At 42.2% G+C, this 24,946-nt stretch carries 22 protein-coding genes; 9 read left to right on the top strand and 13 right to left on the bottom strand.

The genetic code is table 11. From position 1 onward, the window contains the following. Positions 1-7 precede the first annotated feature (7 nt). The 5 genes from pheS to C0V70_RS10675 all read right to left on the bottom strand — a co-directional run bounded on the left by pheS (position 8) and on the right by C0V70_RS10675 (position 5,439). Positions 8-1,075, bottom strand: a complete 1,068-nt coding sequence (pheS, locus tag C0V70_RS10655; RefSeq protein ID WP_102243844.1) for a phenylalanine--tRNA ligase subunit alpha — start codon at positions 1,073-1,075, stop codon at positions 8-10. Positions 1,076-1,665: 590 nt separating this feature from the next. Beyond that, positions 1,666-2,688, bottom strand: coding sequence for a bifunctional heptose 7-phosphate kinase/heptose 1-phosphate adenyltransferase (locus C0V70_RS10660; RefSeq protein WP_102243845.1), 1,023 nt, complete (start codon positions 2,686-2,688; stop codon positions 1,666-1,668). Beyond that, positions 2,688-3,782, bottom strand: coding sequence for a glycosyltransferase family 9 protein (locus C0V70_RS10665; RefSeq protein WP_102243846.1), 1,095 nt, complete (start codon positions 3,780-3,782; stop codon positions 2,688-2,690). Before C0V70_RS10665 ends, C0V70_RS10660 begins: the two co-directional genes overlap by 1 nt. Further along, on the bottom strand, positions 3,779-4,495 hold the full coding sequence (gene cmk, locus C0V70_RS10670; protein WP_102243847.1) for a (d)CMP kinase: 717 nt from the start codon (positions 4,493-4,495) through the stop codon (positions 3,779-3,781). The genes C0V70_RS10665 and cmk overlap by 4 nt, the downstream gene beginning before the upstream one ends. A gap of 104 nt (positions 4,496-4,599) precedes the next feature. After that, positions 4,600-5,439 carry a lytic transglycosylase domain-containing protein gene (locus C0V70_RS10675; protein WP_102243848.1) on the bottom strand — a complete coding sequence of 280 codons (840 nt, stop codon included), beginning with the start codon at positions 5,437-5,439 and terminating at the stop codon, positions 4,600-4,602. Positions 5,440-5,593: 154 nt separating this feature from the next. Here C0V70_RS10675 and C0V70_RS10680 point away from each other — a divergent pair, with 154 nt between their 5' ends. The 3 genes from C0V70_RS10680 (at position 5,594) to C0V70_RS10690 (ending at position 9,090) form a co-directional block, all read left to right on the top strand. Then, positions 5,594-7,666, top strand: a complete 2,073-nt coding sequence (locus C0V70_RS10680) for a thioredoxin domain-containing protein (RefSeq protein ID WP_102243849.1) — start codon at positions 5,594-5,596, stop codon at positions 7,664-7,666. Next, positions 7,666-8,592 carry a CoA transferase gene (locus C0V70_RS10685; protein ID WP_102243850.1) on the top strand — a complete coding sequence of 309 codons (927 nt, stop codon included), beginning with the start codon at positions 7,666-7,668 and terminating at the stop codon, positions 8,590-8,592. Before C0V70_RS10680 ends, C0V70_RS10685 begins: the two co-directional genes overlap by 1 nt. Before the next feature lie 210 nt (positions 8,593-8,802). Beyond that, the gene (locus tag C0V70_RS10690; protein WP_102243851.1) at positions 8,803-9,090 is read left to right on the top strand and encodes a hypothetical protein; all 288 of its coding nucleotides are present in this window, start codon (positions 8,803-8,805) and stop codon (positions 9,088-9,090) included. 84 nt (positions 9,091-9,174) lie between these two features. Here C0V70_RS10690 and C0V70_RS10695 read toward each other — a convergent pair whose 3' ends face one another. Next, a complete protein-coding gene (locus tag C0V70_RS10695) occupies positions 9,175-9,786 on the bottom strand; it encodes a class I SAM-dependent methyltransferase (protein WP_158649650.1) in 612 nt (203 codons plus the stop codon). Beyond that, a complete protein-coding gene (locus C0V70_RS10700) occupies positions 9,764-10,390 on the bottom strand; it encodes a C40 family peptidase (protein ID WP_102243853.1) in 627 nt (208 codons plus the stop codon). The genes C0V70_RS10695 and C0V70_RS10700 overlap by 23 nt, the downstream gene beginning before the upstream one ends. Positions 10,391-10,543: 153 nt before the next feature. Here C0V70_RS10700 and C0V70_RS10705 point away from each other — a divergent pair, with 153 nt between their 5' ends. Together C0V70_RS10705 and C0V70_RS10710 are read left to right on the top strand one after the other, a co-directional pair. Beyond that, positions 10,544-11,344: a hypothetical protein gene (locus tag C0V70_RS10705; RefSeq protein WP_133566637.1), complete on the top strand. Its 801-nt coding sequence runs from the start codon at positions 10,544-10,546 to the stop codon at positions 11,342-11,344. A 5-nt stretch (positions 11,345-11,349) separates the two neighbouring features. Beyond that, positions 11,350-12,534, top strand: coding sequence for a hypothetical protein (locus C0V70_RS10710; RefSeq protein WP_102243855.1), 1,185 nt, complete (start codon positions 11,350-11,352; stop codon positions 12,532-12,534). Here the strand turns inward: C0V70_RS10710 and C0V70_RS10715 are convergent. Further along, entirely contained in the window at positions 12,531-12,959 is a 429-nt protein-coding gene (locus tag C0V70_RS10715) for an acyl-CoA thioesterase (protein ID WP_102243856.1), read from the bottom strand. The genes C0V70_RS10710 and C0V70_RS10715 overlap by 4 nt on opposite strands. 206 nt (positions 12,960-13,165) lie before the next feature. Between C0V70_RS10715 and C0V70_RS19020 the strand changes: the two genes are divergently transcribed. The 3 genes from C0V70_RS19020 (at position 13,166) to C0V70_RS10730 (ending at position 16,947) form a co-directional block, all read left to right on the top strand. Further along, positions 13,166-14,902, top strand: a complete 1,737-nt coding sequence (locus tag C0V70_RS19020) for a hypothetical protein (RefSeq protein WP_158649651.1) — start codon at positions 13,166-13,168, stop codon at positions 14,900-14,902. Positions 14,903-15,112: 210 nt separating this feature from the next. Then, entirely contained in the window at positions 15,113-16,177 is a 1,065-nt protein-coding gene (locus tag C0V70_RS10725) for a tetratricopeptide repeat protein (protein WP_102243857.1), read from the top strand. Beyond that, positions 16,177-16,947 (top strand): Nif3-like dinuclear metal center hexameric protein, encoded by a 771-nt coding sequence (locus C0V70_RS10730; protein WP_102243858.1) that lies wholly within the window; start codon positions 16,177-16,179, stop codon positions 16,945-16,947. The genes C0V70_RS10725 and C0V70_RS10730 overlap by 1 nt, the downstream gene beginning before the upstream one ends. On the opposite strand, the gene C0V70_RS10735 is transcribed toward C0V70_RS10730, so the two are convergent. The 3 genes from C0V70_RS10735 to C0V70_RS10745 are packed head-to-tail and all read right to left on the bottom strand — an operon-like array spanning position 16,944 to position 22,417. Next, complete coding sequence (locus C0V70_RS10735) at positions 16,944-17,444, bottom strand: PaaI family thioesterase (RefSeq protein WP_208107750.1); 501 nt, start codon at positions 17,442-17,444, stop codon at positions 16,944-16,946. The genes C0V70_RS10730 and C0V70_RS10735 overlap by 4 nt on opposite strands. A 1-nt stretch (position 17,445) precedes the next feature. Next, positions 17,446-18,228 carry a pyrroline-5-carboxylate reductase family protein gene (locus C0V70_RS10740; protein ID WP_102243859.1) on the bottom strand — a complete coding sequence of 261 codons (783 nt, stop codon included), beginning with the start codon at positions 18,226-18,228 and terminating at the stop codon, positions 17,446-17,448. A gap of 10 nt (positions 18,229-18,238) precedes the next feature. After that, positions 18,239-22,417, bottom strand: a complete 4,179-nt coding sequence (locus C0V70_RS10745; RefSeq protein ID WP_102243860.1) for a bifunctional proline dehydrogenase/L-glutamate gamma-semialdehyde dehydrogenase — start codon at positions 22,415-22,417, stop codon at positions 18,239-18,241. A 126-nt stretch (positions 22,418-22,543) separates the two neighbouring features. On the opposite strand from C0V70_RS10745, the gene C0V70_RS10750 reads away from it, so the two are divergent. Then, positions 22,544-23,740: a hypothetical protein gene (locus tag C0V70_RS10750; RefSeq protein WP_133566636.1), complete on the top strand. Its 1,197-nt coding sequence runs from the start codon at positions 22,544-22,546 to the stop codon at positions 23,738-23,740. Between the two features lie 108 nt (positions 23,741-23,848). On the opposite strand, the gene C0V70_RS10755 is transcribed toward C0V70_RS10750, so the two are convergent. Both C0V70_RS10755 and C0V70_RS10760 read right to left on the bottom strand, forming a co-directional pair. Then, positions 23,849-24,208 carry an SWIB/MDM2 domain-containing protein gene (locus tag C0V70_RS10755; protein WP_102243862.1) on the bottom strand — a complete coding sequence of 120 codons (360 nt, stop codon included), beginning with the start codon at positions 24,206-24,208 and terminating at the stop codon, positions 23,849-23,851. A 259-nt stretch (positions 24,209-24,467) separates the two neighbouring features. Continuing rightward, positions 24,468-24,911: a GNAT family N-acetyltransferase gene (locus C0V70_RS10760; RefSeq protein ID WP_102243863.1), complete on the bottom strand. Its 444-nt coding sequence runs from the start codon at positions 24,909-24,911 to the stop codon at positions 24,468-24,470. Positions 24,912-24,946 lie beyond the last annotated feature (35 nt).

A 24,946-nucleotide genomic window follows, 5' to 3' on the forward strand; every position in this document is an offset into this window, starting at 1 on the left:
TACAAAATTAGAAGAGTTTAAATTGAGAGTTGAAACGAAGATCCCCACTTTGCAGGTGGCGGATGTCATCAATTCCATATCTCATCATAACCAGACGATCTAGCCCCAGACCAAAAGCGAATCCATTGTATTCGTTCGGGTCAATTCCTCCGGCCTTAAGAACGTTCGGGTGAATCATTCCACATGGAAGAAGCTCCACCCATCCGATCTGCTTACAAACTGAACAGCCGGCCCCACTACAGATAAGGCATCTGATATCCAATTCGAAACCAGGTTCAACGAACGGGAAAAATCCCGGGCGAAGGCGGACTTCAACGTCTTTTTTGAAGATTTCTTTTAAGATGGTCTTCATAAAATAAATCAGGTTGGCGACCGAGATGTCTTTTCCAACCATCATCCCTTCAAGCTGAGTGAAAACCATTTCGTGAGAAGCGTCTGTTCTCTCTGAACGGAATACAACTCCAGGGGCGATAAATCTAAAGGGAGGCTTTCTTGAAAGCATCCCGCGCACCTGGATATTTGAAGTGTGAGTTCTAAGTAAATATTTTTTAGTGTCTGCAGGAGTTGTATGCGGATCATGGAACCAGAAAGTATCCTGCATATCGCGAGCTGGATGATCGGCCGGAATGTTTAGTGCTTCAAAGTTATGAAATTCATCTTCGATATGCGGACCATCTAAAACATCAAATCCCATTGAAAGGAAGATGTCTTCGATTTCCTGTTGAATGATCGTTCTCGGGTGGAAGCCACCACCTTTTGTCGTCTTTACCTGAATGTTGTCAGTTAAAGAAATATCGATTCTGTCTTCAGCTAATTTTTTATTGATCTCTTCAACTTCGATTTTTGAAAGCTGAAGATTACACTGATCGTTGATAAAATCTTTAAGTTCGTTAGCTCTTGGTCCGAAAGTTTTTCTCTCTTCCGGGTTCATATCTTTGAGCGATTTAAGCATTTCAGAGACAACGCCGGTTTTTCCAACGAATTCTGATTTTAAATTTAAAATCTCTGCTTCTTTTGTAAGTGGGGCAAGCTTGGCAAGAAAGTCTTGTTTCGCTTTTTCTAGATCGTGGGCCATGAATTTTTACCTTTGATGTAAGAGGGTCGTTTTAAAGGCAAAATTTTTCCATGACGCCGCGAATTTGGCAAGGCATGCAGCTTAAAAGACAAAATAAAAAAAGGGCGAGAAACTTAGTCTCGCCCTTCTATAAAAAATTGAATTTTTTTAAATTTTAAAGTTTTTAGTCTAACAACTTTTAATTAAGGCCTTTCACTCAAGGACCTTTGTCTCTCGTCATCCGGCCAGTCCTCCTGAGGTGCTTGCCCGATCATCAATGAATGTCGGTTTAGAAAGCTAGGAAAACGATTAAACGTCGTTACGGACCCAAAAACTCCTCCCAAAGACCTAACACCTTCTTCCAGCTAAATGTGCTCGCCACACACCGCCGACCCGTTCGTCTAACGAAGAAAGCCGTCTTTACCGTTTCGGCAACCTAAAAAACCATCAAGCACCATGATAATGCCCCTAAGGTCTTAAGCTTTGCTCTGATCCCCTTTCGAAAATCATCGCCCTTTTCCACGGGTTTATCCTAAAGACCCATACAGCCTAAGGACAGGTCTAATCTAACGCCGTGGATCATTTTTGTCAAGTAATTTTTACACGATTTTTTAGTGGCGGATTTTGGCCTTGATTTGATCGTAGAACTCTTTGAGTTCTTTGAGATCAACAGTGGCCGTGCCTTTTTTTCCAACGACAACGCCAGAAGCACAGTTTCCAATCCAGGCCGCTTCCTCAAGAGTAGCGCCTGCTAAAAGTGCCGATGTCAGTGCGCTGATGGCCGTGTCTCCTGCCCCTGATACGTCGAAAACTTCGTTGGCCACAGTAGGAATCACTGTAAGCTCTCCGCCATTTTTTACGTCCATCAAGGCCATCCCGTCTCCCCCAAGAGTGATGACGAGTTTATCAACTTCCAGTTTTTCCACCAGGATTTTTGCCATTTGTTCAACTTTCTTTTCTTTGTAACCAAGGCTTTCAACCATGGCGCGGGCCTCAGCTAAGTTTGGTTTTAAAAGATTGGCGCCTTTATAAAATAAAGGAGGAGTTGATCTTCCCGGATCGACTGCTACTAGTTTTCCTTTGCTCTTAAATTCAGCAATCAGGTGGGCAATAACATTTTTTGTCAGTGTCCCTTTAGCATAGTCTTCAATGATGACGGCCGAGTGAGTTTTTGAGAATTCATCAAAGCGGCTCATTAATTTTTTTTCAGTGGCTTCATCAACATACTCGCTCGATTCGTAATCGATACGGCAAATTTGTTGAGTGTTCGTTGTCACGCGCTCTTTAAAGATAGTCGGGCGACCAGAGCTTCTGACGATTCCCCATGTATTGAGTTTTTCGTCTTCTAAAAGAGTATCGAACACAGCTGCATTGGTGTCTTCACCAACTACACCACAAAGAGTTGATTGAACTCCAAGCGTTTTTAAGTTGTGTGAGATGTTGGCAGCAAGACCAAGCTTTAGCCATTCTTTGGTTACTTCTAAAACAGGCACAGGTGCCTCTGGAGAGATTCTTTTAACTTCTCCAAAAGTGTATTTATCAATCCCTACGTCTCCGACAACGATGATAGGAGAAAGAGCATTAAATTTTTGTGTGATTTCGTTAAAGCGCTCAAGAGTGATTAAATTTTTCATTATAATTCCATAATCGCTGTGGCCTGCTTGACCACATCTTCAACTTCGATTTTCCTCATACATTCAAAGTACGGGCACGCTCTTTCAGCGCATTTTTTAACTTCCCCGCAAATAACATCGGGTACTAAGATTCTGGTCTTTTCAGAGTTCTTTGACAATGGCCCCCAGCGAAGGGCCGATTGAATTTTAATTGGTGAATATAACCCCACAACCGGCACGCCTAAAACGGCAGCGATATGAGTTGTTCCAGTGCTCGGTCCGACAAACAAAGACGCCTGACTCAGAATGCTCATGTAATGGCGAAGCCCTTTTTTTACACCGTTAAAATAATAAATGCGGTTTTGAAGTGATTCGTTTTCTTTTTGGTCCAGGATTTCGCGCATACCTTTTACATACAGGTCGTCACTTGGTGTAAACGAAATCACAAATAGAAATTTTTCCGGAAACTTTTGTTCCAGCTTTAAAACCAGACGCCCGTAGTTTCTCGGTGACCAGTTTAATGTATGCCCAGTCATTCCCGGGTGGATAAAAACCATTTTTAGTCCGGTGGTTTTCCCCTCGGCCTCAAGGTCTTTATAAAAGTCCAGCATCCCTTCTCGCTTTTCGTCTTCACTCATCGAGATTTCCGGTGCGTACTTTTCCTTGTCCTGATAATTGTAATCAATGCCCATTGGCGCCAGGAGATTTAAGTTGTACTCCATCTCATGCATCGTCACCATCGATCGTTTCTGACGAACACCTTTATTCAAAAATAAATAAGTGTGCCATCTCGACTTTAATCCACCTCTAAAAGGAACCATTAAAAGCCAGGCGACAAAATTCGGCAGGTAACCGCCGCCGACAAAAAAATAGTGAGTAGGTTTTACTTCTCGGAAGATCTTTAAGATCTCATTGATCTTGATGTAAAAGCGGGCATTGCGATGATAAATTTTATAAGCGTCGACGTAAGGGTGATCTTTAAATACATCTGCTGTTTTGGCGGAAATGATAAAAACAACTTTCGCATTTGGATGTTTGTCTTTAATCATTTTCGCCATGGACATCGTGAGAATTGAATCGCCGATGGCATCTGATCTATTGATCAATACGTTCATGTGCTAGAACCCAGAGAAAACCCCAAGTGGGCCGCTCTAAACTTCACTTCATTAGATAAAATATTGATGATGTTATTGATGTCGAGTTCTGTTGTATCTAAGAGCATAGCATCGTCAGCTTTTTTTAACGGCGCAACTACGCGGTTCATATCTGTTTCATCGCGCTTTCTTACGTCGTCTTTAATTTGTTCAAGTGTAACGGAGTTGTCTCCGCTTTGCTGAAGTTGCTTAAGCCTTCTTTCTGCTCTGATATCAACTGAAGCAGTGATAAAGAACTTGCAGAATGAATTCGGGAAAACCACTGTTCCAATATCACGGCCTTCCATCACGCAAACTTTATTCATTGCCAGTGAGCGCTGGAAATCCAGAAGATATTTTCTCACTGAAGGAAGTTGAGAGATGATTGAGGCCAGTTTTGAAACATGGTGCTCGCGGATTTTTTCAGTCAGGTCTACACCGTTGATGCGAATAAGGCACGTCGATGAAACACCGTAATCCATTTTGATGGAATTTAAAAAATTAGTTAAGTCTACGCCTTCAACCAGTTCAATCTGTTGTTGATCAGCATAGAATCCCAGTGCGCGAAACATGGCACCAGTGTCGATATAAAGCACGCCTAGGGCGCGGGCAAGTTCCTTCGCAACTGTAGACTTTCCAGAACCAGAAGGTCCATCAATCGCAATGATCTTTGCAAACTCGTTATTTTGAGACATAGGGTTAATCGTCCAAGTGAAAATTTCAATCGTATAAATCTAGCAGACCGGCGTAATAAAAAAAGACGCTATGAACTAGTTGTAAGGAATTAAAAGAGATTATATTAGTGCGAAGAAGCCGTAAGAGTCTCTGAAGTAGAGTTGCTGAAGAGATCTACGATCTTCTCTTCAAGTTTTAACCCTTGCTCAGAATACACGTACGTTCCCTCGTATGGGTGAGGACGATTTTTAATTGTAGCAGAGAAATTCTGCGCTAAAGTCACATAACGGTCTTTAACTTTAACTAGATACGAGAAGTTGTTTACATCTAAACTTTTCTCTTCAAGACGGTTTCTTAGTTTTTGTGGCCCGATGTTATACGCAACTGTCGCAAAACGGTAGTTCATGCGGAAGTTCTGAAGTAACTTTTTTAAATAAAAAACACCGACTTCAATATTTTCTTCCGGGTGATAAAGATTTTTTGCAATCTGATCTTCCGTTAAATTTTTTTGCATTAATTGATAAAGATGTTGGGCCGTGTCTGGTTTGATCTGCATTAAACCACGGGCATTCTTCGGGCTTAGGGCATCAAGTTTAAAATTACTTTCCACCATAATGATGGAAATAATCCAGAAAGGATCCATTTGGTATTCTACAGAGAAGTTAAGCACTGAACCGATATAAGGTTTGAGCCCTTTTTGCATCTGAGGGTTTAATGAAGACAGGATAAGTTCTTCAAATTCTGCTTTTGAAAGCTCACCCGCGCGCTTAAGCGGCAAAGATGGGTCAAAGGCCTGGTGAAGACCTTCGTAAGAGTAACTCTGAGGTGCAATTGCCGGAAGTGGTCCGTACGTAATGTGCCCCTGGGCCTCTAGTTCTTTTAATCTGTTTTCAGCAATCACACCCGAAAGTCCCCAAAGACCTCCAAGGATAAGGGTCATGCCTACCACGCCTAAAAATTTCATGAGGAGTTCTTATCCAAAAGGTCCAACTCCCGTCTAGACATTAGATGTCATCCTAAATTTTTTTCACTGATGTGCATAATCAATAATTTCTTCCCTTTATGAGGGGGCCTGTCCTATAATTAAGGTCTTAGTTTTTTATCACAAAGGCCAACAAATGAGTTCTTCCCTAAACTTCAATCGTTTAAAAAATGCAAAATCACTTTATTTGAGACAACACCAGGATAACCCCATCCATTGGTGGACTTATGGACCTGAGGCCCTGGAGTACGCTCAAAAAAACAATAAACCGATCTTTTTATCGATTGGTTATTCGTCATGCCACTGGTGCCACGTTATGGCCCACGAATCTTTCTCTAATGATGAAGTGGCAAAATTCTTAAATGATAATTTCGTTTCAATCAAAGTAGACCGCGAAGAATTTCCGGATATCGATAATTATTATCAAAAGGCCGCACAGCTTTTTGGAAGCTCTGGCGGATGGCCGCTGTCGGCATTTTTAATGCCGGACACTCGCCCTTTTTATGTTGGGACATATTACCCTCTAACATCTAAAGACAACGCTCCTAACTTTCCTGCTTTAATCATGGAACTTAAGCGCGCTTACGATCATGAAAAAGAACAGGTAGAAAAAAATGCTGTTCAAGTGACAGAGGCGATCAAAAAAGGATCTATCCCGCCTGGGGATGTGCAGTTTGAAGGACACTTCCCTCACCCGAATGGAATTTTAGAAGCAGTTAAAGAATTCCGCGATACAACCTGGGGTGGATATGGAACGGCTCCGAAATTCCCGACTTTTGCTTATTATGAATGGGCACTGGAACAAATGCTTGAAGGGATGATCGCTAAAGAACACGGTGAATTTATCATCAACTCTCTTGAGCGTATGCTGATGGGAGGAATGAATGACCACGCCCGCGGCGGGGTTCACCGTTATTCAACAGATGAAAAATGGTTAGTGCCTCACTTTGAAAAAATGCTTTATGACCAGGCAGGATTTTTAAGAACGATGACTAAGTTAAGCTTAGTTTATCCTTCTCCGCTGGTCTTCGATACGCTGATCAACACTCTTGATTATTTAGAGCAAGAGATGCTTTCAGACGACGTCAATGGACTTCGCCACTTCTTCTCTGCTCAAGACGCTGACAGTGAAGGAGTTGAAGGGCTTTACTTCACCTTTACTGAAGAAGAATTTGAAGACCTCCTCAATAGAAATGACGATGAAGAAGAAACTCTTGCTAAAAATATGGACTCCATCAAAAAGTGGTTCCAGATTTCTTCTAAAGGAAATTTTGAGCACAACCTGAATGTTGTTTCATTAAATCCTGAGTTAAAAGAAGAGTTCTACCAGCAGCAAAACTGGGACATCATTAGAAAAGTAAGACGTGCTGTTCTTAACGAAAGAAAAGACCGCATGCCTCCGGCCACTGACAACAAAGGTGTCGCTAGCTGGAACTTTATGCTGATTTCAGCTCTGGTTGATGTGGTTCAATACTCGCAAATTGACGTTATCAAGCGCATGGCCTCAAACCTGATCAATACAACGATTGAAGGTGTCTTTAAAACGTTCTTAACGAATGCTGAAGGCGGCATGAAGATGAGACACACAACAACGGTGGAATTCTCTCATCCATACCTTGAAGACTTCGTCTTCTTTGCTGAATCACAACTAAGACTTTATGAAATTTCATCAAATGAAGTTTTCAAGCAAAACTTCCAGGATGCTATGAACTTTACTTCAAAAGAATTCTTAAACGGCGACCAGATGAGAACGAGAGCGAAATTAGCTGATCACTTTGAGCTGTATCCAAACCAGGACTACAACTACTTTGATGCTTCTTTTAAATCACCAGTGGCCACCTACATTCAATTAATGAGAAGGGCTGCCGTTTTATTTTCCGACCGCGACTACCTGGATACGATGCTCTCACTTAAAGACTCTGTCACTCACACAGTTTTAAAAGTGAACCCGGTTTCTGCAGGTGAATCACTGCGTGCACTTACTTATCCGGTAGAAGCAATGCGAGTGATGAAACTTCCAAAATCATGGGCGCAAAGAGAAGATTACTTAAAATTTATCCCGTTTTTCCTTCCCCGTTTTGTCCTTGATTACCACAACGGCGAAAACGGACAAGAGATGTTTGAAATCTGCACGATGAATTCGTGTGAGCTTAAAGGAGATGGTTTCGAAGAGTTTGTAAAAGTTCTGACTCCAGGAGAGCCGTCGTAATGAGTGCTTTTAAACCTCTTAAAGGAATGAAAATTGTCGACCTAAGCCACAGGCTTCCAGGTCCACTATGTGGAAAAATCCTGACGGACTTGGGTGCTGACGTGGTGAAAATTGAAGACCACGTTTTCCAGGACCCTTTTCTCTCAGGACTCTTTGCTAAATTCGATTCAAGTTTTGTTTCTTGGTATGAGAATTTAAACCGCGGCAAAAAAATCGAGCGTTTTGATTTTAACTCGAGCGCTGATCAGGAAAAAATCCATCAGCTAGTGGTGAATGCCGATGCTGTCATTGTCGGGATTCCTCCAAAAACGAGAGAGAAGCTGAGAATCAGTGATAGTGATTTAACATTAAAAAAACCGATGGTAGTCATTGAACTTCTTGCCAGCGCGACTGAAAAAAAATCAATGCACGATCTCAATGCCATGGCGATGACAGGTCTTTTATCTCTCTACGTAGCAGGACAAAAAGAAAAAATTATCGATCCTCCCTTTTTACCTATCGCTGGAATCAGCTTCGGCCACAAGGGAGCAACAGATCTTTTAGCGGCCTATATTCAAGCGACAAAAGAAAATAAAACTCAATTCGTAAAAACATACCTCGATCAAGTGACTGAAGAAGTCCTGGGAATCTTCTGGCCCGAAGCTGATAGAAAACTAGGAAGAAACAGATTCCTTCACAATGGGGTCTATCCTTGTTACTCGCTTTACCAGACAAAAGATCACAAATACGTGGCCCTAGCTGCTGTTGAAGAGAAATTCTGGCAGAGGTTCTGTGAAGTCTTTAAGCTAGAAACCTCGCTGGATCGCTTCCACCACGAAGACCAGGCCCTGTTCAACCTGATTGCTGAACATCTTGGGCAATACACTCAAAAAGAAATCGAAAAAATGATTGAGAGTGAAGATTTATGCCTTTCGGTTATTAAGTAGCCACCTGACCTTACACTTAGACTCTGGGCCGGAATCATTCTGGCCCCAGATTTAGAGTGGCCCCACCTCATTCATGACAAAACGGATCAAAACAGTCCCCTTTGACACCAAAACCGAGAAAAGTTGAGCATTTTGGTTGGCACGAATCCTGTATTACCTCTTGTCAGAATAACGATCAAGGATTGGATCGAATTAATCAGGAGGTCATTTATGAAGGGACTCATTCTATTAGCATTATGTTTTCTGTCACTTGGAGCTCACGCTTCACTAGATCTTAAGGCGCAGGACGTTATCGCAATTAAGACGCACACAGGAAAAACTTTTCGCAATTTAAGCTTGCATGAGAGCTCTAAAGTGCTAGAATCACTAGAGGCTGGCGAGAACATCGAGCTTCGCGAAGAAATCATCTACCCTGAAGAAGTTTCAGAGGTGGTAGTGGGCAAATTGACAAAGGCCAGAATTACTGAGAAAAGACCGAATCCAAAGGATTATAATTAATTTTTAGGGCGCCAACCCTAAAATCCTCCGAAAGGATAGTGTTTGTTGTTGTGTGAAGGGCCCGCGAAAGCGGGCTTTTTATTTTTAAGCAGATGTTTTTCTTTTTGCTATCACTCTTAGAAGATCACATTCCTGATTTCCATTTTCAAAACTAAGTCCCCTTCCAATCATAAAATAGATAATCTGAAAATCGTGTTTCAGAATTTCCTCTTCCAATTCTCGCGCCGTAGGGATGAATTTCATTGGAAAACTCACACTATTATGGGCCGGTTGAACCATCATCTCTGCACAGAAAATCCCTTCTTCACTTAGGGCATCGTGGATATTCTTAAAAGCACTCACTCTGGCCGCTCTATTGTCTATGCAATGAAGGCAGTGAGAATCAAAAATCACATCAAACTTTTCTCCCTCAAGAGCATCGGGAAAAGTGATATCGAGATTTTTATACTCGATGGGAGAGCCAAGGGCACGTGCCCGCTCGATGGCCACGGAGGAAAAATCAATGGCCGTCACTCTTTCTCTGGGAAGTGAGACCTCTTCAAAAAGTGAACGAGTCCCCGATCCCAGCTCCAGAATGCGGGCCTTTTCTGGCATTCTTTCTTTCACACATGTGCGAAAGAAGTCCAGCAGGCTTCTGGTCACAGGAGGATTGCCGCCAGTGGAATAATAGCGGTTAAATTCTTCCAACGAACTCAAATCTGTCATCTCTTGAAAATGAGGCCGGTGAATTTCCTAATTCTCCATCAGGAACCTGACCTTTGAAATACTTGCTCCAATAGTCGTAGTGTTTTTTATAACTGATTGGTGCTGTGATTGTTTTTTTCGTAAGGAAATGATCCAGGAATTTAGCAATGAACTCTGAGCAGTAAAGATACTCGACTCCATTAGCATTAAAATTGTTCCAGATGTATTTTGAATCAAAAGGTGCATTCTTAAATTTTTCGTTGAACACATCAAGCATCACTTTTTCTAAGAGCGCTCGTTTTTCTTTAGTAAGGTTTTTAAGTTCTCTAGGTCTATAAACGTGAACGAATGTTCCCGGCGTAATATTTTTTGTGAATTCAGCAAAAGAGAAATGATCAAGTCTGCCCAGAGATTGAGCAATGCGAGTGCGGCCCTGTTCATCGACAACGACGACTCCTGAATGAGAAAAAAGAGACTCAGTCTCAGATTCAATCATTCGGCACTCATAACAATTAAGCGACAAGAGCACGACGTCTCCGGCCTTAAGGTCCGAAGCAGTCAGAGCATGAGCGCTTAGTGAGACTAAAAAAAGAAGTCCAAAAATTATTGTTTTCATGAGCGCACCCTAACATAAACCCTTTCAAATTGCCTACTTTTTAAGTCGACAATGATTTTTAATGACACTGATTATCCTATTAAAATTTAAGGCCCAGAGGGCTTTAGACCGAAAAGATAAGTGGTGAGAACATTTAAACCCTATAATAGAAACATGATGAAACTTGGTTGTTTACTTATCGCATTTTCTCTTCTTACCCAGAGTGTGTCTCTGGCGATGGATGATGCTGCTGCCGATAAGTATATCGCTGACCAACAAGCGGCGTGTGCTAAGAATACATCGATGGAGTGGAATACATCTCTCAATCGTTGTGTGGGAAAAGCTGCGGCCAGAGAAACTCGCAATGAGGCCAAAGATTGTGGTGCCCTAAAAGATGCTGCCGCTAAAGAAAAATGTCACCTGGCCAGTGTAGAAAAAAAGACAGGTCTTTCTTCAGATGCTTCAAAACTTAATCAAGGCAACACTACTGGTTCAATGGTCATGAACGGCGCGGCCGCAGCTTATGCTGTTAGCAGCTTGATTATGGAAAATGGTTTTGAGTTAAAAGGGAGTTCTTGCACATCAAAAAATATCCTGGGGGTTACGGCCGCAGCAGGACTGGCAAGTGATCTTTACCTGAAGAAAAAAGCAAAAGATAAAGTAAAAGCTCTTGAAGGAAAATATAAACTTGAAACGACGACTAATGGTTATCAAGGACAAGTAAAGGCCTTCGAGTATTTAAAAGAAGAACAACAAACAGTTGTGGAAATTGCCAAGCTAGAAAAAAAGCGCAACATGCTTTTAACTGCTGGGTACGCCCTTGCTGCTGGTTTTGCGGCCTATGAACTTATCTGGCCGGCAAAGAGTCCGGATTGTTCCAAAGCTTCTGAAGGAGGTGCTGGTGATGGAAAAACCGATGTCACCGGATCAACGACAACTCCTCCTGATAATAATGCAAGTAAATTAAAAAAATAAAGATTATGAAAAAACAAGGACTGCTGACATTTTTATTTTTAACTCTTTTCGCTTTTCAAGCGGGAGTGACTCCAGTTCAAGCTGCCGATGCAGCTAGTGCCAGCGGTTTTGATTATAAAAAAATTCTGGGAAGTTCGGCCGGAGTTCTGATCGTTTCTGGTATCGGGACAATCTACTCTGGAATCCTTTATAAAAATGCAGATAAACAAGAAAAAGAATCGCAGGAAAATATCAAAAAGATTGATAAGATGATTGCGACTTTTAAAGACTCATATGCTAATCACTGCCCTAATGGCAGGGACTCAATCACTGAGCCACAGTGTTACTGTTATACTGAAGCAGGAAAACAAAACACTAATCGCACAAACTCACAAACCTGTATTGATTTATGGGCCAAGGACACTTACCTGCTTGCCGGGGACTCTTCTGGTTATGCCAACGAAGCCTATACTGCTGACGTGGCCGGGTGTATCCTGGTCAATGGCCAGTTTGATGAAAACTGTAGATGTAAAAAACTGATCGATGCAAAAGGAAACAACGCTTGTAAAAAAGAGACGACGGTGTCTATTCCTACTGAAACAGCGACCGCTGGTTTTGCCACTTCGACAGGCCTAAAAGATTTATTAACAACCACTTCAAACGCTGCTAATGGTAATCCTTATTTAAATGGCCTGGACTCAGCTTCCCTGGCCAATAAGGCCCTTAATGCCAGAAGCTTTAGCGACCAGATGATCTCTAAAATCGATACATCAAAAGTTGATATCCCAAAAATTACTGAAGAAAACGTTGGAAGATTAGCTAAGGCCACATTTGGAGAAGCAAATATCAATAAAGCTGCAGACTCAAGATCGATGGCCTCAAATATCGCATCTTCTAGAAGTGAAAACTCTGCAGTTGAAAGCCTGCTCAAACAAGCACAAGCAAAAGTTGGGATCGAAGTCTCTGGTGGAAAAGGTCTTGCTAACGGCAAGTCTGAGAAAAAAAAGAATTCTCTCAACTTAAATTTTGCTGAAGCTTCTCCAGGTGGAAATGGCCAGATGGTTCAGAATTTTGCTGATGAGAGCGACAAAAACTACAAATACAAAAACAGCGACATTGTCACCGACAATACCGCCTCTATTTTTGAGATCATCTCAAATCGTTATGTGCAGTCAGGTTTAAAAAGACTTTTTGACGAAGAAAAGAACTAAGGCTCTTTGAACTCTTCAAGCCCCAGAGCATGTAACCACTCCGTACTTGGCGAAATAAGTTTTCGTTGAGCAAGATCCATCATTCCGACCGAAAGAGTTAATGTCGAAGCGACTTTGCCATCTTCCTTGATCATCTTCTGATCGAGAATCATGACGAATTTGTTTCTCATTTCCGGGCGGGCCTGAGAGACGATTTTGATTTTTTCGCGGTTTTTTAATTCCGCTTTAAAAGTAAGGTTTAAATCTAATAGCACCGGCCCCACTTTGGTCTCCAGGATCTCTTTTAGACCGAGTTTATTCTTTGTGATGAAATCCCAGCGGGCCTCTTCATACAACTCCAGATAAACGGCATTATTAACGTGTCCGAAGGTGTCCAGGTGTTGTTCTAAAATAGTTAATTCATACTCGTAAATTGGATTGGCCATAAATAATTTCCACTCTCAAATGTGCCCCAATAATCGGGCAACTCTTCCATCAAACTTCAGCCCTACTTTAATAGATTCTCCATCACATTCCAAGGGGTTACTTAGAGATTACTGCTACTTGATCAATAAACTCAAGAAACTACACGGGTTAGCCGAGAAGTAGACGTATAATTTCTCTATCGACCAAAAAAATATTGGGTGATTTTATGAAAACAATTCTTTTAACAGCACTTCTGGCCGGCCTGAGTTTCTCTGTTTATGCAGCAGATGAAAATAGTGCTGCCTGTTCAGAAACTGAAGCTCCTGCGTTTCACGCAGCCTCTGAAGGAAAGAACTTTCCGGGTTCAGCTTCATTAAATGAATGTGAAGATTTAAGCCGTAGTCATATCCGTCAGCTTTATAGCAAAGAAGGTTCGCGCAGTAAGTTCCAATGGGAGCCATACGTGAAGTATGCTTGCTGCAAGGAAAAAAAGACCGACAATACGGAGTGTACTAAAAAGAAAACAGAGATCGCCAAACGTTGTGAATCTATCGCCTACCTGATCGGTGTTTACGGACGCGACTGGAATGACCAAGAACAAATTATGGCATCTGAAAGTTCTGGGGGAAGTGCAGATGCTGCGAAAGCGGCCACTCAAAAAAATGCATCGGCCTCTCAAATCTCTGCCGCTGCTGCATCTATTAAATGTAAATCAGCAGGTATTGAAACTCTGGACTACGATGCTTGTAAAAAATTTCAGGTCACACTGGATCTTTTAGAAGGCGTCACTCAAGTTGGATATGCAACTCAAGAGTTAGTGTACAAAGATAAAATGACTGATTCTCAGTTAAAGTACGCGAATGAAGAAAATGCAGCGACAGGTGCCTTAAAAGCACAAGGTGAATCGCTTTCAATGCAGCAAGATATGTACAACCAAAGAATGGCCGTAGACTCTGGTAAACTGGCCTATCTTTACTCGATCTATACAGATTTTCCAAAAACAGATGACATCGTCGGGAAATGTAGCTCTATCGGCTCTAAAGGTGTTGATATCGGTGTAACTTCTAAAGACTGTACTGAGGCCGCAAGAGTTCAGGCCAATGGATTTAAAATTGTAATGAACCAGTCTCAAAGAGATGCAATGAAGAGTAAACTGATTGCTATCGCTACAAGTGCGGGAGCAAACGGGCTTCTTGCCAGCCTTCTGGGAAAACGTGCTGATGACGTCAACAATGCCATCGCTAAGATCGATGCTTACAAGCCGATTGACCCATTCACTGTTTCTGAAGATGAAGCGATGACAACTTTCTGTAAACAAAACCCAGGACTCGCTCAGTGTTTAACTGGTGGCCTGGAAAGAACATTCGATACAATGAATGACAACATCATTACTTTTGGTGATGGTGGTACAGGAACAGTTTATTCTAATACAAACTCAGGAATCAACTCATCTGGATCAACTGGAACTGACGGTGGAACAACTTCATCGAGTGTCACTCCTGTTGGTAGCATTATCGCAGCGGCAAACAAAGACAACAGCATCGAAGCTTCTACTGCTGCGAAAGTCACTGAAGGTGGCTCTGGCTCAACTGGTGGCGGAGGCGGTGGTGGCGTCGGCGGTGGCGGAGGCGGCGGTGGTAGCGGTCCAGGAACACAGGCCGGATCTCAAGGTGGTGTAGCTGCTGCTGTTCAAGGGAAAACCCCTTCTTACGGTGGTGGTAGCGGGTCTATCTCAGTCATGGGTGGATTCGGTATCAACAAGAAAAAGGCCGAAGAAAAAGATGGTGAAAACCCATTTGGAAAACTCTTCGGGAAAGACGCTCCTAAAGGAACTGGCGTAGTCAACTTCCGCGATATCGCTTCAGTGGGTAAAAAGGGAGACAATCTCTTTGATATGATTTCTAAGCGTTATACAAGTGTGGCAGCTGATAAACGCCTAATCGAATACGAAATGGCAAAATAAAACATGGCCAACTACTTTAAAGTAAGAAAATAAAAGAATTAATACACAGTCATAATGGCCCTATAGTAGAAATTATAGGGCACTTTCTTTCAATCCGCCGAATTTCATTGAAAAAGAAAATCTGATTATCATAAAATATCCTTAAGAGAGAACTGCTCAAGATGAGCGGCTTCTTTTCGCTCAAATACCTCGCATATCAAGGAAGATTGCATGGAAACGACCAACACCCTACTGCTTGCAGAATTTTTCACCGCTACCGGCTACCTGGATCGACTGCTTTTTGCTTTCACAGAACTTGAAAGACTTCACTACGGTCCTCGTGGGAAAAACCAAATCCAAAAACTTTTAAACGACACCAGCGTGTTTTTTACCCGCGAGTTTAAAGAGTTTGAAATGACTGCAACAACTGTAGAATGGCCGCAGTTTAAAAACCAAATCAGAAGCTACCACAACTTCATCGAAAGCGTGATCAAGATGCCTTTTAAGAGCTCTCGTATGGAGACAATGGTCGTGGGATACATCAACCTGCTTTACCGCAACAGTTTTGAAATCCACAACTTTGTCATTGAGACAACAAACTTGGATGTGCAGTTCCCTCGTCTTGGACTCATTCAGGAAGAAAACATTCCAACCATCACTCAGGCCGAAGAAAGTAACCGCGCTCCTCTTTTCTTTTTAGATGAAGCACGACTTCATGAACTGGCAGAAGAAAACACGAAGAAAAACTCTCAGCTGGTATTCCTGCAAATGAGACGTGAAGAAAAATACGACTACTATCTTCACAAAGGACACTACTTCATTGCTCAAAAAAACTATGAAGAAGCTAAAGCTAATTTCTACCGCGCGAGAAATTATAAAGAAACAGCAGAAGTGCTTACGCTTTTAGCATGGAGCTACTCACTTCTTGATGATAGAGCACAGGCGAAAGCTTACTGCTTAAAAGCGGTGCAATTAGATTCACAATACGGCCCTGCTTATAACGATTTTGGAAACTACATCCTGGCCGAAGGTCAGGTGGAAGAAAGTCTTCGCTGGTTTGAGCTCGCTAAACGCGCTCACAACTACCAAAATCGCGAATACCCATACATCAATGCAGGAAGAGCTTACGTACTTTTAAAAGACTTTGACCAGGCCTTAACAGAGTTCTCTCTTGCGCTAACGATTGCACCTCACCACCATGAATTGCATGAAACAGTGGCAAAACTAAAAAACAGCCTGGAAAAAAACAAACCTACTTTTACCGAAGGAAGAGGGCCTAGTCCCCTGAACTCATAATGACTGTTGAGCGAAGCGAATTTGATTTATTTTTAAAGACTCTCTTAAAACCAGAACTCTTTGACGACTACTGTCCCAATGGACTGCAGATAGAAGGAAAAACAGGACTTAAAAAAGTCCTGTTTGCCGTTTCGGCCACCCGAGAATCAGCAGAATACGCCGAAAAAATCAAAGCTGACGCTCTCGTTGTTCATCACGGACTCTTTTGGAAATTCCACGGCACCAGAACACTCACTGGCCCTTTTTATAAAAGAGTCGCTCCCCTTTTAAAAAATGATATCAATCTTTTTGCTTATCACCTTCCACTCGACGCTCATCCTGAAGTGGGAAATGCCAAAAGCCTGGCCGCACTTCTTGAAATGAGTGAGCTTCAGCCTTTTGGAAACTACAAAGGGGCCTTCACTGGAATTAGCGGTGCCCTGCCTGCTGAAATCAGTGGAAGCGAATTAAAACACATTTTAGAAAAAAAACTTTCTCACTCCGTCCTTTACTCAAATCCAAGTGACGCTAAAAAGATCAAGCGCATCGGCATTATTACCGGTGGAGCGAACTCTGAATGGCGTGAGGCCCATAAAATGGGTCTTGATGCTTATATCACCGGGGAAATGAGTGAACACGACTACCATGAATCGCGCGAAAGTGGCATCCACATGTTTGCCGGCGGTCACCACGCCACGGAAAAATTTGGGATTCAATCGCTCATGAAAAGAATCCAGGAAACTTACCCTGGGCTTTCATGCGAGTATATGGATTCTGAAAATCCGGCCTAGTTTTTTACTTTTAAAGAAAGAGTTAAAACGAATTTTGCCACTTCTTCCGTTGGATTAATACTTGGGACTACGGCCTTGATTTCCACCGGGAAATTCATGCGCTCACCACTTTTAATCACGTCAGCAACAAATTGTTTAATCTCCGGGATCTGAGTCACGATAAAGTGCACGTCGCCTTCAGCGCGCTTTAGGAAATCCGCTTTGAAATCTTTAAATGACAGGGCCACTTTCTTTTTAGAAGCGGTGATTTCATTCATCGCCACTAGTCCACCGGCGATATCAGCACCTGTGCACAGCACTCCGAAATACATCGAATTTAAGTGGTTTTTTGTTCTTCTATTAAGTGGGATTCTAATGACACATTCTTTGTCATTTAAAGTGACGACACTTGGAGAAACCCAAAAAATAAGTGGCACTTTCATCAAACCAAAAAGACGAACAAACATCGTATCCTGGTATTTTTTAGGCACATTATTTTTTAGAATATCCACAAGCATATTAAATCCCTTTTTTAATTTCTAATGTTCTTTTATAGGCCGCTGTAAAAGCTCCGCCCATAATGTTTTCCAGGTTGTTCTTTTCTAGAATCTGCAGCGCTTCGAAAGTCACTCCTTTTTTAGAAGTCACTTGCTCGCGAAGAGTTTCAAAACTCACTCCCTGGGCAATGGCACTTTCCATTAGTTTAGCAGAACCTAAAAAAGTTTGGGTGATAATTTCGCGGCCCTCAGGGTTACTTCCGGCAATGGCCGTCAGGTGTTTTTCAAAAAGACGGGCATATTCAAAAATAAGCGCCGGACCTGAGCCGCTAAAAGCGGTAATGGCATCCAGCTCGGCTTCGCTCTTCATAGTAAAAAGTTTACCTAAAGCTCTCAGGTAATCTTTAAACTCACCTGTTTCAAAACCTGCGTAAAAAAGATTGGCCCCCATCCCTAGACTCGATGGAGTGTTAGGCATTAGGCGGGCAATGTTTTTTACCTGGAATTTTTTTTCTAAAGTATCAATCCCCGTTCCTGCAAGAACTGAAAGGATTTTGGCATTTTCATTAAATTGGAAAGTAAACTCTGAAAGAGATTGCGGCTTAAAACCCAGGACGTACCAGTCCAAATCTTTTGGCATATCCACCAAAAAGCTCACAAAGTGACCGCCGGTTTTTTCGGCCAGCTGCTGCGCCTTGGTTTTTGAAGGAGTAAAAAAATACATCTCTACACCCGGGTGGTTTTTCTTAAAACCTTCCGCTAGTGCTGCTCCCATATTTCCACAACCAAAAAAACCAATGCGCATAGTATACCTCTTAAATTTCCAGATCCAGTGGAGCTCCGTGCCTCATTGTATTGACGGCAAGAGATCGTACCCATACGTAGTTTAGGGCCTGGTGATAAAAATCTGATGCTTTTAAATGATCATTTACAGTTAAGATCAGCTTCATGCGTTCGTCATGTTTAGCATCGTTCAGGAAATCTCCAATGTGCAGGTGGTATTCATCCATTGGCCCATCGTAGATGATCACTGAAAGTTTTGGATCATTAATTGATTTTGCCAGCTCTGAAGTTTTAGCAAAGTACACTTCCAGGTTTTCTTTTGAGAAGCCTGCTTCAATCAGAGTGTCTCTTAAATTCATCCACCATTGGAACGACTGTCGGTTACGGCAAGCAACGGCAAGACCTGTTCCCGAGATTAAACTAGAGAAAACTTGAATCAGTGTTTTTAACTCAGGTCTATCTGTCACAGAAACAACCAGAGCATGCTCAGTGCTTAAGCGGTAATCGTTATAACTTAGCTGACCTGGGATCACGCGGTTTTTGTGTTCTTTTTCTACAAAGCCCACGTAATTTTTTGAAAGCCATTTTTTATAATCGCGAAGCGCTTCTTTATAATTGCTGTAGATTCCCTGATAGTGAGTTTCAAAACTTGAAGTGAAAACATCAAGAAATTTCTCCATTCTTGCTAAACGCGACTCAGCTGTTAAGCGAGAAGGTTTTTTAAGAGTCACTGGTGAATCATGACCTTCTTCCACGCTCAGTTTAACTTCAGTTGCCGCTGCAATCGTCTGATCCTGAGTCTGGTGAAGACTTAAAATATAGTGACGTCCACCGGCCTTAGGCCCTGTTCCAGAAAGTTTAAATCCACCAAATGGCTCAATGGCAACACGGGCCCCAGTGATTGTACGGTTGATGTAAAGGTTTCCTGATTCAAGCTTTGTCAGAAGGTAATCAATATCGTTTTGTGACTGAGAGAAAATCCCTCCAGTTAAAGCGTAATCAGTGCTGTTAAATAAACGGGCAGCATCATCAAGAGTGTCAAAACCAATAATGTGAACCACTGGCCCAAAAAGCTCTCTTTGAGCAAAACTTTCTTTATCTAAAGCGCGCTTGTATGGAAGTTCAATTACAACTGGACCAACACAGTATCCTGGAAGGTTGTCATTTGAGCGGTCAATAACTACCGATCCACCAAAGTTCGTCGCTTCATTAGAAGCTTCTCTCACCGACTGACGAAGGCGTTTTTGGTCAAAGGCCGTAATCACCGGGTTAACTGTCGTATCAAACTTAAACGACTCTCCGACTTTTAAATCAGAAGCAGCTGCGCGAAGTCTTTCAATCAGTTTATCTTTTAGAGAATTGTGAACAATAACACGTGAACAAGCTGAACATTTTTGTCCGGCATGGCCAAAAGCTGAGTATAGGATTCCAGAAACTGTTTCATCTAGCTCGGCGTTTTGAGTGACGATCACCGCATTTTTCCCACCCATTTCTGTGATGGCCTTAACCGGGTAAGTCTTATTCGTTAACTTATTTTTATAAAGTCTCTTTCTTGTCACACCTGCGATGTATGTTCCAACCGCTTTTGAACCCGTGAAAACAATCGTCGATGTTCTTTCGTCTTTGACTAAGAAGTCACCAACAGTTTCCCCTTCTCCTGGAAGGTGAATAAGAACGTCTTTAGGCACTCCAGAAGCGTGAAGAATATCAACCAGGAGTTGAGTGATAAGCGGAGTCTGTTCAGCTGATTTTAGGATAACAGTGTTACCACAAACCAGTGAACTCACCACCATCCCGCATGGGATAGCTAGAGGGAAGTTCCACGGAGAAATAACCACAGCAGGACCGCGGCTTGAGAGATCTGTCAGGTTTCTTTGCAGGTAGGCTTCAGTTCTGGCGTAGAAGTTTAAGAAGTCGATAGCTTCATCAACGTCAGCGAGAGCTTCACCAACAGACTTTCCTGCTTCATACACGATAAGGGCAGAAAGCTCATTTCTTTTTGCCAGCATGTAGCTTGCAGCTTTGACTAGCGTCGCAGTTCTAAACGGCCATTTTGAATTGGCCCATGAGCCTTCATTGTAAGAGCGGTCAACTGTTTCAATCGCCGCTTTTGCATCTTCAAGGTTAGCAAAACGAATACGTCCAACCAGGATGTCCGGGTTTGAACTCGCTTTAATTTCTACCCAGTCGCCTTTTAGGTCAAAACCGTTATGGTAGTCTTTTCCAAGAGATTTTTCTTCAAACGATGTCAGTGCTTTTTCCATCCACGCTCTTTCATCATCAAGATACAGGCGAAGTGGAGACACGTTGAAGAATTCGTCTTCTAGTTTTGACACTGATTGGTCGCGGGCAATTGTTCCCGCTTTTTTCTTTTCTTCGTGAATCGCGTATGGCGACTGAAGAGTTAAGTGCTTTTTGTGTGAACGCATGATGGTTAAAACCCCTACTTGCGAAGAGTTTTCCATAATACGTCTTACCAGGTAGGCCATACCAACAAGTAAACTTCCCACCGGAACGTAGTTTCTTGTTGCCCAACCCATTTTTGCCAGTGCTGTTGAAAGAGCTTCATAAGTCATGTGTAGACACTGGTGCTCGATTTCTCCCACTTGTGGGTAAAGAAGCTCTTTAGCTGCTTCAGCGAACCCGTGGTCAGAGAAGTTGTGTGAGGCCAGGGCCAGTTTTAGGTGCGGATGAGATTCTAAAATTTTAAGAATTAATTGCCTGAAGTGAATATCAGTTTCTTCTTTGTTTAAGAATTGAGGAGCATTAAAGCTATGAGCATCCCCTTCAACTGTTTCAGCATCCCAATAAGCTCCTTTTACCAGACGAACCGGCATTGGAAGCCCTCTTTCTTTTGCCAGGGCAATAATCTCTTTTAAGTGCTGGTAACCATCGCGCAGGTAGGCCTGGATCACGATACCAGTTGATTTGTAATCTCTTAGTTCAGCTGTCTCTAAAAGAACGCGGCGGTAGATTTTAAAAACCACATCGCGGTAGTGATAGTGTTCAGCATCGATATTGATAAAAACATCTTCTGCTTTGGCAGCAAGAAGGATTTCTTTAAGTCTTGGAGCTACTAAATTATAAGTGTAATCAAAGGCCTGAGGTTTAAAGTCAGAGCATAGGGCCGACACTTTAATTGAAACGTGAGCACGGTTAATCCCGGCCACGTTCATTTCACCTTTTTTAACGTGCAGAGAGAATCCTCTGACTAGTTTTAAAACTTCGTCTTTATAATGGTCTGCTTCTCTTTCAGAAACAACCAGCTCTCCTAGTTGATCGAGAGTTACATCTCTTCCTGTTTCACTTAGAGCGCGCAGAGAACGGTCTGCTTTCTCAATGCTCTCGCCGGCGATAAAACGCTTGGCCATAAGTTTAACGGCGCTTCTGATAACCGAAGCAAGCGGCCACGCTGGCATGATTTTGGCCAGGTAATAGAAAACTTTGATTCCTAAAGTGTAAGTCGAAGGAAGAGCTCTCTCTTGCCCTTTTTTCTTAGCACGTCTGGCCTTTCTGTTGTCTTTTAGGAAGCGAGAAAGCGCTTCAATCAGGATGCGCTTAACTTCCACTCCTTTTTTATCGTGGTCTAAAGAAGGAAGGATCGCCAGGAATTTTAATAAGTGAATGCGCAGAAGTGCGTACTGAGCTGTTAGCCCTAAACCGAAGTCTGAAACATCTTCAAAAAGAGTCGGACGGTACTCGTTTAAGAAACTAAGAAGCTTTTTTACGATCTGAGCAGATCTCTCTTCGATCGCCTGGTATTTTGGGTCATTTAATAAATCAGGTAGCCCTTCAACACTGATAAGGTTTTCCACCACTGTCGGGAAGTTTTTTGCCTGCAGAGAAGCTGCAAGCTCAGTGTGCACTCTTAGGTCTTTGACTTGAGGAATGTTTAAATCCAGGATCTCGCTTTGTTGAAGGATAAAGAGTTCCTGAGAAAGTTTTGGTGTATAGAAGCGCACTTCTTTTCTGTCGTAGTAGAACCCCACCAGAAAAGGAGTTGACCTAAACACCATCTGTGCTCTGAAGTTTTGCTTCAGGTTGGTTAAGTACGGCGTCAGCACATCGACGATGTCAGTGTGTAGCGTATGGTCTTTTTCCACGATAATGTTGCTGAACTCTTTGTAGAAAATAATCTTCCAGCTTGCTCCAGAAAATGCATGGTCGACACTCTGGATTGTAACTAAAAAATCCTCTGGCACTAAAGGCATAAATAAAGCTCCGTAAGGGGATGAAATTTTTAAAAATTTAAGTGCCACAAAGGTATCTTAAAAGCCTCGTTAAGACCACCATTTTTGGCGTTTGACTAATAGCATTTCCCTCCCTAAAATTTGGTTATGATGTCACTATTAACCCTGCTGCTGGCCCATTCATTTGCTCACGGACAAAGCGCTCCCCTTTACACGCTAAAGGACCTCTCTGCGCTCGAGCAGGAAAAGAACTTCGAAGAATTCCTGGCCCACGTTAATGACATCCGCCCAAGCGAGCGCATGAAGCTGTGGAAAGATATGTATCAGTCCATGGCCATGGAAATGGTCGACTACAAGCTTAAAACCCGCGATTTCAGCTTAAAGAGTTTTAAACAAATCGAAGGCATCGGACGCTCAAGTGCTCTGGCCAACGACGAGTTCTTTCAACTAAAGCGCTCTCTTTACGCTAAAAAGTTTTTTAGTGAGTGTTACTCTCTGGCCTCTGAGCAAAAGAGAGAGACCTCAAAAGAGGCCATTAAGGCCTGTGACACTGAACTAAACTCATTCTGGTTCTTTTCAAAAAAGGACCCGGACATTGGTCTGGAGCTGGCCGCATTAATCGAAAAATACCCTTCAACTCTTAAGACCTGGCCTTTTTACCAGCGTGCCGTCAACGACAGCATCGCCAATCTTTATTGTGAAAAACCAGATGTCCAAAGGGCCGTGATCGGAAAACTGACTGAAGAGAGCTTTGATAAAGACTTCGACGACAACTACAAAAATCTTATTTCGCGAGTTGTTCCGGATAAATGTTTCACCAAACTTATTCCGGCCTTGCGCTTAAGTCTGCAATCAAGCATTACCAATGGTCTGCAAAAAGAGCTGGCGATGAATTTATTATCGGCCAAAGGACTTCTGACGAAAGAAGAGGAAGACCTTTACGCTGTGATTTATCTTCTGGATGGCCCGGTAGTGGGCGATAAAATGAATCTTGCCTGGAAGCGTATTGAGGATTTGAGCTCGAGTTTTAAAAACCGCCAGAAGATCCTGGAGCAGATTAAAAACTTGCCTATTATCCCGGATAAGATCTTTAAAGACCCAAATCTGCCAAGACATAAGGCCATCATTAATCTTTTTGCCAAAAATTTCCCGGAATTCCTCAACTACTATGGTGAGTCCTGTGTGGCCTACCTGGAAAATAAGAGTGAGACTTCCAGCAATATCGCCTCAAGCTTTCAATGTAACGAATTTCTAAAGACGGCCAAAGAAGTGAGAAAAACGGACAAGACTGAATGGGTTAGCGACTCGGTTGAGTCTAAGTACTCTGGGCTCAGAAGGCCTTAATCCCCTCTTTTTTCCCCTTAAAATCCAACTCTATTTTGTGTTTCATCTGCCCAAATAAAAAAGGCCACCCGAAGGTGGCCCTTTTATGGAGCTTTTACTTAATAAAAATTAAGATAGGTGCTTTCCAACGATCCCTGCAAGTTCGAACATAGTAACTTCTTTTTTTCCAAAAAGTTTAGCTAGTTTGTCGTCTGCAATGATGTTTCTTTTGTTTTTTGGGTTTTGAAGGTTGTGCTTCTTGATGTAGTCCCAAATTTTAGAAACAACTTGAGTGCGTGGAAGTGGCTTGTTTCCTACGATTTCAGCAAGTACAGCTGAAGGAGTAAGAGCTTTCATGAAAGCTGCGTTTGGTTTACGAGCTGACTTAGCTTTTGGAGCTGCTTTCTTTGTAGCTTTTGGAGCTGCTTTTTTAGTAGCTTTTGCTTTTGGAGCTGCTTTTTTAGTAGCTGCTTTTTTCTTAACTGCCATTTGAGATTCCTCCGTTAAATTAGACATGTTGTTGATTGTCTAAAGTTGTTTATGGTTAAAGAAACGTTTACGTTTTTTCTTCTTTTTTCATTTTTTTCGAGGGGAAATTTTCTTATATCTTACGTTTTCCCTCGAGAAATTCACTTATAGATAAATTATTGCTCGAAAATTTTCATCATGTCTATAGCAAAAAACAATTTTTTTTACTTTTTTTATCATTTTTCCCTAGGGGATTGATGATTTTCCCTAGGGAGATGGCCTATTTTACCGTCTTCATCCACTCGACGACCAGTCCTTCCGGCCCTAATTTCCTTGGAGTTTTCTTATATTGATGTGACTCATTTAAAGAATACATCCTGAAATTATCGATGCGGCAGTAGTGGTAAATGCGCTTTAATTTCTTCTCGCGGGCCACTTTTTCAAAGAATTCTTTAATAGAGTGAGAGAGCCCCGCTCCCTGATGGTCGATCTTAATAGCTGTGTTTTTAGTTAAAAGGGAGTCATCTTCTACCTTATAGAAGACGGCAGCAACGATTTCGCTGTCATCGATCAGGGAAAACAGTTCCCATCCTTCAGAGACTTCCTTCTTAATTTCTTCAAATGTCCATTTGAAGTCAGGAGAATCTGAGAATGCGTCAATGTTGTGATCGTAGATCTCTTTGATGTCCTTTTCTGTCTTGGCCTTCTTAAAAGTAAGCTTCATAGCAATCCTTTGCAATAAGAGTAAACTTTCTAACG

Origin of the sequence: Bacteriovorax stolpii, assembly GCF_002872415.1 — a bacterium.
In the GTDB taxonomy this organism is placed as follows: Bacteria; Bdellovibrionota; Bacteriovoracia; order Bacteriovoracales; family Bacteriovoracaceae; genus Bacteriovorax; species Bacteriovorax stolpii.

Bases quoted from the DNA above. Each gene is read 5' to 3' on its own strand.
- C0V70_RS10675 (WP_102243848.1), bottom strand. From the start codon at position 5,439: ATGAAATTTTTAGGCGTGGTAGGCATGACCCTTATCCTTGGAGGTCTT.
- C0V70_RS10690 (WP_102243851.1), top strand. From the start codon at position 8,803: ATGAAGGGACTCATTCTATTAGCATTATGTTTTCTGTCACTTGGAGCT.
- cmk (WP_102243847.1), bottom strand. From the start codon at position 4,495: ATGTCTCAAAATAACGAGTTTGCAAAGATCATTGCGATTGATGGACCT.
- C0V70_RS10660 (WP_102243845.1), bottom strand. From the start codon at position 2,688: ATGAAAAATTTAATCACTCTTGAGCGCTTTAACGAAATCACACAAAAA.
- C0V70_RS10715 (WP_102243856.1), bottom strand. From the start codon at position 12,959: ATGGCCAATCCAATTTACGAGTATGAATTAACTATTTTAGAACAACAC.
- C0V70_RS10665 (WP_102243846.1), bottom strand. From the start codon at position 3,782: ATGAACGTATTGATCAATAGATCAGATGCCATCGGCGATTCAATTCTC.
- C0V70_RS10725 (WP_102243857.1), top strand. From the start codon at position 15,113: ATGGAAACGACCAACACCCTACTGCTTGCAGAATTTTTCACCGCTACC.
- pheS (WP_102243844.1), bottom strand. From the start codon at position 1,075: ATGGCCCACGATCTAGAAAAAGCGAAACAAGACTTTCTTGCCAAGCTT.
- C0V70_RS10680 (WP_102243849.1), top strand. From the start codon at position 5,594: ATGAGTTCTTCCCTAAACTTCAATCGTTTAAAAAATGCAAAATCACTT.
- C0V70_RS10760 (WP_102243863.1), bottom strand. From the start codon at position 24,911: ATGAAGCTTACTTTTAAGAAGGCCAAGACAGAAAAGGACATCAAAGAG.
- C0V70_RS10700 (WP_102243853.1), bottom strand. From the start codon at position 10,390: ATGAAAACAATAATTTTTGGACTTCTTTTTTTAGTCTCACTAAGCGCT.
- C0V70_RS10740 (WP_102243859.1), bottom strand. From the start codon at position 18,228: ATGCGCATTGGTTTTTTTGGTTGTGGAAATATGGGAGCAGCACTAGCG.
- C0V70_RS19020 (WP_158649651.1), top strand. From the start codon at position 13,166: ATGAAAACAATTCTTTTAACAGCACTTCTGGCCGGCCTGAGTTTCTCT.
- C0V70_RS10730 (WP_102243858.1), top strand. From the start codon at position 16,177: ATGACTGTTGAGCGAAGCGAATTTGATTTATTTTTAAAGACTCTCTTA.
- C0V70_RS10750 (WP_133566636.1), top strand. From the start codon at position 22,544: ATGATGTCACTATTAACCCTGCTGCTGGCCCATTCATTTGCTCACGGA.
- C0V70_RS10745 (WP_102243860.1), bottom strand. From the start codon at position 22,417: ATGCCTTTAGTGCCAGAGGATTTTTTAGTTACAATCCAGAGTGTCGAC.
- C0V70_RS10710 (WP_102243855.1), top strand. From the start codon at position 11,350: ATGAAAAAACAAGGACTGCTGACATTTTTATTTTTAACTCTTTTCGCT.
- C0V70_RS10705 (WP_133566637.1), top strand. From the start codon at position 10,544: ATGATGAAACTTGGTTGTTTACTTATCGCATTTTCTCTTCTTACCCAG.
- C0V70_RS10735 (WP_208107750.1), bottom strand. From the start codon at position 17,444: ATGCTTGTGGATATTCTAAAAAATAATGTGCCTAAAAAATACCAGGAT.
- C0V70_RS10755 (WP_102243862.1), bottom strand. From the start codon at position 24,208: ATGGCAGTTAAGAAAAAAGCAGCTACTAAAAAAGCAGCTCCAAAAGCA.
- C0V70_RS10685 (WP_102243850.1), top strand. From the start codon at position 7,666: ATGAGTGCTTTTAAACCTCTTAAAGGAATGAAAATTGTCGACCTAAGC.